The organism is Nocardioides sp. CPCC 206348, assembly GCF_048654705.1.
Taxonomy (GTDB): domain Bacteria; phylum Actinomycetota; class Actinomycetes; order Propionibacteriales; family Nocardioidaceae; genus Nocardioides.
Genome location: NZ_JBMCZA010000243.1, coordinates 33,745 through 37,837, shown reverse-complemented (window position 1 = coordinate 37,837; position 4,093 = coordinate 33,745). Strand labels below are relative to the sequence as shown.

At 69.2% G+C, this 4,093-nt stretch carries 4 protein-coding genes and 1 pseudogene; all 5 read right to left on the bottom strand.

What is annotated here, in order from left to right; all coding sequences use genetic code 11:
- On the bottom strand, positions 1-395 hold a 395-nt coding region (locus tag ACOADB_RS28555), incomplete at its 3' end, for an esterase/lipase family protein (RefSeq protein ID WP_378607203.1).
- Positions 396-625: 230 nt separating this feature from the next.
- Positions 626-1,387, bottom strand: a complete 762-nt coding sequence (locus ACOADB_RS28550; RefSeq protein WP_378607200.1) for an SDR family NAD(P)-dependent oxidoreductase — start codon at positions 1,385-1,387, stop codon at positions 626-628.
- Between the two features lie 24 nt (positions 1,388-1,411).
- Positions 1,412-2,374, bottom strand: coding sequence for a hydroxymethylglutaryl-CoA lyase (locus tag ACOADB_RS28545; protein WP_378607197.1), 963 nt, complete (start codon positions 2,372-2,374; stop codon positions 1,412-1,414).
- Complete coding sequence (locus ACOADB_RS28540) at positions 2,371-3,609, bottom strand: acetyl-CoA hydrolase/transferase family protein (RefSeq protein ID WP_378607194.1); 1,239 nt, start codon at positions 3,607-3,609, stop codon at positions 2,371-2,373. Before ACOADB_RS28540 ends, ACOADB_RS28545 begins: the two co-directional genes overlap by 4 nt.
- A gap of 16 nt (positions 3,610-3,625) precedes the next feature.
- Positions 3,626-4,093, bottom strand: a pseudogene (locus ACOADB_RS28535) (hypothetical protein); the annotation flags it as partial.

The following is a 4,093-nucleotide window of genomic DNA, read 5'->3' as shown; positions in this document are numbered from 1 at the left end:
GCCCGCATGGTGTGGCCCCCGCGGGACATCTGCCAGGCGATCGGAGCGCACCGGCAGGTCGCGCACAGTGCGTTGGCGACCGCCGTACCGCGCAACGGCCCGGCGATCGGTACGACGTCCGAGGCATGCCGCGCGACGTCGGGCCAGAACTTCGCGACCCACAGCACCATCGCGCCACCCTGGCTGTGCCCGACCAGCGCCACCTTGCGACCACTGCGTCGATGGGCCACCCGGGCGGCGTGCACGGCGTACTCCGCGGCGACGGTGAAGTCACCCAGCGCCCGCTTCGGCAGGCGCACGTCACACCAGCCGTAGCCGTCGGCAGTGAGCTGGCGTTCGAAGGCCCAACCCCAGACCTCGTCGGGTTCACTGGCCGTGCCGTGGACAAGAAGCACCGTAGGTCTGGGGTTGGAGCGGTTGGCCAGACGACTGCATCGCACGGCAGCGTCCAGACGGGCACGGGGCGTGCGGAGCACGGGGCTGGCGTCGCCGCCGCCGAGCGCGTGAGCGGAAGCGGCCCCCACCTGACTTCCTGCGCCAGGAGGCGACGGCGGCGACACCAGGACCAGGAGCGCGACGGTCAGCAGCGCTCCGATCCATCCCCGTACGGACATGTCGCTGTCCGTCAGGCCATCGTGAGGCCGCCACTGACGGACAGCGTCTGGCCCGTCACGAAGCCGGCGCCGTCCGAGGCGAAGAAGGAGACAGCCGGGCCGATGTCGTCGGGCGTGCCGAGGCGCTTCATCGGGACCGCGTTCGTCATGCCGGAGATGACCTTCTCGGCGTCGCCGCCGCCAGCACCGTCGGCGAACTTGCGCAGCGCCGGGGTGTCCGTCGGGCCGGGGCACACCGTGTTGGCGGTGACACCCTTGCGCGCGACCTCGCGGGCGAGGGTCTTGGTGAAGGCGATGATGCCGCCCTTGGCGCCCGAGTAGACCGCCTCCATCGACGAACCCACGCGACCGGCGTCGGAGCCGATGTTGATGACGCGTCCGAAGCCGCGCTCGGTCATGCCCGGCACCACGGCGTGGATGACGCGAAGTGCGCCCTTGTAGTTGATGTCGATGACCTTGTCCCAGAACTCCTCGGTCGTCTTCACGAAGGGCATGAAGTCGTCCCAGCCGGCGTTGTTGACCACGACCTCGATCGGGCCGAGCTCCTGCTCCACGGTTGCGACGGCGGCCTTGACCGACTCCGTCGACGTCACGTCGATCTGGACGGCGATGGCCTCTCCCCCGGCGGCGCTGATCTCCTTGGCGGTCTCCTCGGCGACGGCAAGGTTCAGGTCCGCCACGACGACCCGGAACCCGTCCCGACCCAGCGTGGTGGCGATGCCCTTGCCGATGCCCTGGGCACCACCGGTGACCAGTGCGACGCGGTTGCTCATTGTGTTCTCCTTCGAGTGGTGGGTTCAGCTGGCCGGGGACCAGATGACTGGCCCGGCGATGATCGAGTGGCTGGTGAGCTTGCGCCCGAGGGTGCTCTGGGCGTCGCGGGCGGCGTCGATGATCCGCTCGAGGTCGAGCCCCGTGTCGACGCCCATCTCATGGAACATCGAGACGAGGTCCTCGGTGGCGATGTTGCCCGTCGAACCGGCCGGAACGGGGCAGCCGCCGAGCTCGCCGAAGCTGGACTCGAAGCTGCGGCAGCCGGCTTCCAGGGCGGCGTACGCATTGGCGAGGCCCTGGCCGCGGGTGTTGTGGAAGTGCGCAGTGATCTCGACTCCGGGCAGTCGTTCGATCGCAGCGGCGAAGAACCGGTGGGCGTACGCCGGGTTGCACATCCCGGTCGTGTCGCCGAAGCCGATCTCGGTCGCACCGGACTCGGCGAACTGCTCGGCGAGGTCCAGCACCCGATCCATCGGCACGGCACCCTCGAAGGGACAACCGAAGGACGTGGCGATCACCGCGCAGTAGGTGAGGTCCTCAGCAAGGATCCGCTTGCCCATCTGCATGACGTCGTCCATGGTCTCCTGGACGCTCCGGTTGATGTTGCGCTTGTTGTGCGTCTCGCTGGCGCTGACGAAGAGGGCGATCTCCTCGAACAGATCACGGTGCCCGAGGGCGTTGTCCAGACCCTTGCTGTTGGGGACCAGGACCATCCGCTGGACATCAGCGGGGACGTCGATGCCCTGGAGCACCGCGACCCCGTCGGACAGCTGGGGGATCACGTCGGGGCGCACGAAGCTGGCGACCTCGATCCGCTTGACACCCGACTGACCAAGCGCGTTGATCAGCCGGATCTTGTCCTGGGTCGCGATCGTTTCCGGCTCGTTCTGGAAGCCGTCCCGGGGGCCGACCTCCCGGACGTGGACGGTCCGGCGCTCGTCCTCGGCACTGTTGGGGAACGTCACGGTCTTCAGGGGGGAATTCATCGGGTCTCCTGCTCTGCGAGGCTGCGTTCGAGGTGGTCACGGTGTTGGGGTGCGGCGACCTCGATGAGGCGCAGCGCCCGCTCGGCAACCGTGCAGCCGGTGAGCATGGCGACACCATGCTCGGTCACGACGGCGTCGACGTCGACGCGCGCTGTGGTGACGACTCCGCTGGCCAGGGTCGGCACGATGGTGGACTGCTCGCGCTCCCCTGAGCCGACCGTCGAGCGCAGCGCGATGATGGACCGCGAACCGGTCAGCGCTGCGGCCCGACTGAAGTCGACCTGGCCACCGACCGCACCGATGTGGACACCGCGGGCGAGCTCGGCGCCGACCTGGCCCAGCAGGTCGACCTCGATGGCGGAGTTGATCGAGATCAGGGAACCCAGGCGCGAGAGCACGGACGGAGAGTGCGTGTAGCTCGCGGGTCGGAACTCGACCGGGAAGTCGCCGAGCCGGTGGTAGCCGTCGGTGCTGCACAGGGCCGCACCGGTGACCACGATGCCGGCATCGATCTCCTTCTCACCACCGGTGATCACGCCCTTCTCCACCAGCGTCAGCACACCGTCGGTGATCATGCCGCTGTGGAAACCGAGCTTGCGGTGCCCGGAGAGCGCTTCCAGGACGGCGGACGGCAGCGAGCCCACCCCGATCTGGAGGGTGGCTCCGTCGTCGACGATGCCGGCCACGTTGGTCGCGATCGCCCGCTCGACGTCGTCGGCGGGCTTCGACGGCGCCTCTCGCAACGGCCGGTCGGTCTCGATGACGGCCGCGAAGGTCGACAGGGGCAGCCTCGGGCCGCCGGTGGTCCGGGGCATCTGCTGGTTGATCTCGGCGATGAGGGTGCGCGTGTGGTGCAGTGCGTCGGCGACGTACTCGACGCCGGTGCCGAGGGTGACCATGCCGTCGCCGTCCGGGGGCGAGACCTGCACCAGGCCGACGTCGTTGGGGAGCTGGCCGGACGCGAACATCCGCGGAATGGCCGAGTAGTGGCACGGCACGACGTCGAGCTGGCCCTGCCGGCTCAGGCTCCGCAGCTGTCCCAGGCCGCCGTACGAGACGACGGTGAGCTTCTCCGGCAGGTCGCCCGAGAGTCGCTCGTTCCACGTGAGCCCCGAGAAGGCCCTGATCGGCCCGACGCGGTCCACCGCGTCGAGCACCTGGTTGACGAGGGGCTCGGGCTCGGCACTGCCTTGCCCCCACCACACCCCGTCACCCGGGTTCAGGAAATCCGCCACGTCGAACATGTCGGCCTCAGACGCGCTGGACGAGAGTCGCCGTGCCGAGGCCGCCGCCGCAGCACATCGTGACCAGTCCGACCTCGACGTCGCGGCGTTCCATCTCCGCCAGCAGCGTGGCGAAGAGACGCGAGCCGGAGGCACCCACCGGGTGGCCCAGGGCGATCGCGCCGCCGTTGACGTTGACCTTGTCCATGTCCGGCTTGAGCTCGCGCTCCCATGCGAGGACGACGGAGCTGAAGGCCTCGTTGATCTCGACCAGGTCGATGTCGTCCATCGTCATGTTGTTGCGCTCGAGGAGCTTGCGGGTCGCAGGGATCGGACCGGTCAGCATGATCAACGGGTCCACGCCGACGGTGGTCTGGTCGAGGATCCGGGCGCGCTTGGTGAAGCCGTGCCGCGCCACCGCGTCGTCGGAGGCCAGCAGTACGCCGGCAGCCCCATCCGTCAGCGGCGAGGACGAACCAGCGGTGACCGCACCGAC